Origin of the sequence: Streptomyces solincola, from assembly GCF_002982015.1 — a bacterium.
GTDB lineage: Bacteria > Actinomycetota > Actinomycetes > Streptomycetales > Streptomycetaceae > Streptomyces > Streptomyces solincola.
In genome coordinates, this window is record NZ_PVLV01000684.1 from 1 (window position 1) to 2,300 (window position 2,300).

At 73.3% G+C, this 2,300-nt stretch carries 2 protein-coding genes, 1 pseudogene and 1 riboswitch; of the genes and pseudogenes, 2 read left to right on the forward strand and 1 reads right to left on the reverse strand.

The features are described from left to right. A partial coding sequence (locus C6N75_RS29255; RefSeq protein WP_146132718.1) for a cupin domain-containing protein occupies window positions 1-373 on the forward strand: 373 nt, incomplete at its 5' end. 179 nt (window positions 374-552) lie between these two features. Beyond that, window positions 553-663: pseudogene (locus C6N75_RS31930) on the forward strand (DUF6126 family protein); the annotation flags it as partial. A 66-nt stretch (window positions 664-729) separates the two neighbouring features. Here the strand turns inward: C6N75_RS31930 and C6N75_RS29265 are convergent. Further along, window positions 730-1,542: a tyrosine-protein phosphatase gene (locus tag C6N75_RS29265; RefSeq protein WP_105871856.1), complete on the reverse strand. Its 813-nt coding sequence runs from the start codon at window positions 1,540-1,542 to the stop codon at window positions 730-732. Window positions 1,543-2,026: 484 nt separating this feature from the next. Beyond that, a riboswitch (cyclic di-AMP (ydaO/yuaA leader) is annotated at window positions 2,027-2,185 on the forward strand. The last annotated feature ends 115 nt before the right edge of the window (window positions 2,186-2,300 follow it).

The following is a 2,300-nucleotide window of genomic DNA, read 5'->3' on the forward strand; positions in this document are numbered from 1 at the left end:
GGGGCGCGCCCCGGTGGTGCGGGCCGGCCGGGCCGGGCCCGCCGAGGCGGACGGCTGGGCCTACCGGCCGGCCGGCGCCCCGGGGCGGGCCATGCAGGCGCTGCGCGTCGAGGTGCCGCCGGCGACGCCCGCGGACCTGGTGCGCGTGCACCCCGGTGAGGAGTGGCTGTACGTGCTGTCCGGCCGGGTCCGGCTCACCCTCGCCGACACCGCCTATGTGCTCGACCCGGGCGACGCGGCGCACTTCGACTCGCTGACCCCGCACCGGATCGGCGCGGCCGGCGGCCGCGGCGCGGAGCTGCTGTTCGTCCACACCCTGATGCAGAGCCCCGGAACCGAGCTGTGCCTCGGCGGCGGCGTCCGGGACCGCTGAGGCATGTGAGGAGCCCTACCACCATGAGCGTTTCGAGCGAGAAGACCCCCGGCGCAGAGGCGGCCGCCGACCGCGAGAGCACCGAGAAGAGCACCGGGACGGGCGTTGAGACGGGCGTTGGGAAGAGCACCGAGAGGAGCGCTGAGACGGGCTTCGAGGAGGGCTCGGGGAGGAGCACCGAGGAGAGCCGCTTTCCGCTCGGCTTCCTCGTCCGGCTGTTCGCCTACCTGGTCGCGGGCCACCTCGTCGCGGCCTTCCTCTACCTGCTCTTCGTGCTGGGCGACCGCTAGCCGCGCCGCGGCGGGTGCGGGCTCTCCCGCGCCCGCCCGGGTGACCCGCCCGCGTACCGCTCCCGCTCAGCCCTCGTCGAGCAGGCGCCCGCGGAGCTTCTCCCGGGTCTCCGGGGCGACCTTCAGGCCCTCGGCCAGATAGCGGTCGGTGGTGCCCCAGGTCGCCTCGATGGTGTCGAAGGCGGTGCGCAGGTACTCGATCCGGGCCTCGAACAGCGGGCTGAGCAGCTCCATCACCTCGGCCGACATGCCGGCCGGCGAGGAGTCGCTGCGGTGCACCTTGTAGCGGCGGCTCGGGGCGTTGGACTTCAGGTAGTCCTCCTCGATCGCCTCCCGCTCGACCCCGACGGCGAGCAGGGTGACCGCGACCGAGAGGCCGGCCCGGTCCTTGCCGGCGGCGCAGTGCATCAGCGCGGGCAGGCTGTCCTCGGCGACCGCGTGCAGCACCCGGCTGTGCTCGGCGGTGCGCTCGGTGATGATCGAGCGGTACGAGGCGATCATCCGGTCCGCGCCCTTGCCGCCGTCCAGGATGGAGCGGAGCTGGTCGAGGTCGCCGTCCCGGACCATGGTCCAGAACTCCGCGCCGTCGGCCGGGTCGGTCAGCGGGATGTTGAGGTTGCGCACGCCCGGCAGCTCGACGTCCGCGCCCTCCAGCCTCTGGTCGGCGGCGTTGCGGAAGTCGAAGACGGTGTGCAGCCCGAGGGTCGCCAGGAAGGCGGCGTCCTCTCCGGTGGCGTGCGCGAGGTGGCCGCTGCGGTAGAGCCGGCCGTGCCGCACCCGCCGGCCGTCCACCGTGGGCAGCCCGCCGACGTCCCGGAAGTTGCGGACCCCGGTCAGCTCGGGCTCGGTGGACGGGGCCTGCGGAAGCTGCTGCGTCACGGGGTCTCCTCCGCGTCTGCCGTCGGCGCCGGCCGCCGACGAGGTCGCGGCTTCGACGATACGGCACGGTCCGCGCCTGAACGCAGGGGCCGACCGGCCCCACCTGCGCGGACCCGGTCCGGGCGGCGCACCCGCGCGCCCCGCTCACCGCCCGCCCTCACTTCGCGGTGTTCCGTGCCGATTGGATGCCTTCTGTCCGGTTTAGCCGATTTAGAGCTTTCGAGGGGAACCTGACACGATCTAAGGGGAAATGGTCGATGACGCGTGAGCAGCGTCATAACCGTGACGGTCCGTGGCGGATCTTCGGCCCCAACTCCCCAGCCCGGCACCGGAACTCATGATCCGTACTCCACGCAGGGTCACCGCTCGCCCACCCCCGCGCCGGGGCCGGAGGGACGGGAGGGGAAACCGCGGCTTGTTCGCGCCGACTCGGCTCGCTTACGGTCACGGCAATCCGGCCGGACCGCCGAATCCTGCCACCGGCCCGGAACTCGCACCCATCCACGCGTGGCAGGAGCGGGGGACCCAGGTAGTACGCCGACCCCACCAGGGGCCGGCTCGGGGTGAAGCCGTGTCAGCACACGGCCGGGCATCTCCAGTCCGAACCCGACAGCTCACCTCGCAGGCGCCGGAGAGGAACAGTCATGCCCGGCAAGGGTAAGCACCGCCGTCCCAAGACCAGCACCCTCACCCGCGGCTTCGTCGCCGCCGGCACCGGCGGCGACGAAGCCGCGGGTGAGGGTGCTGGTCTTGGGACG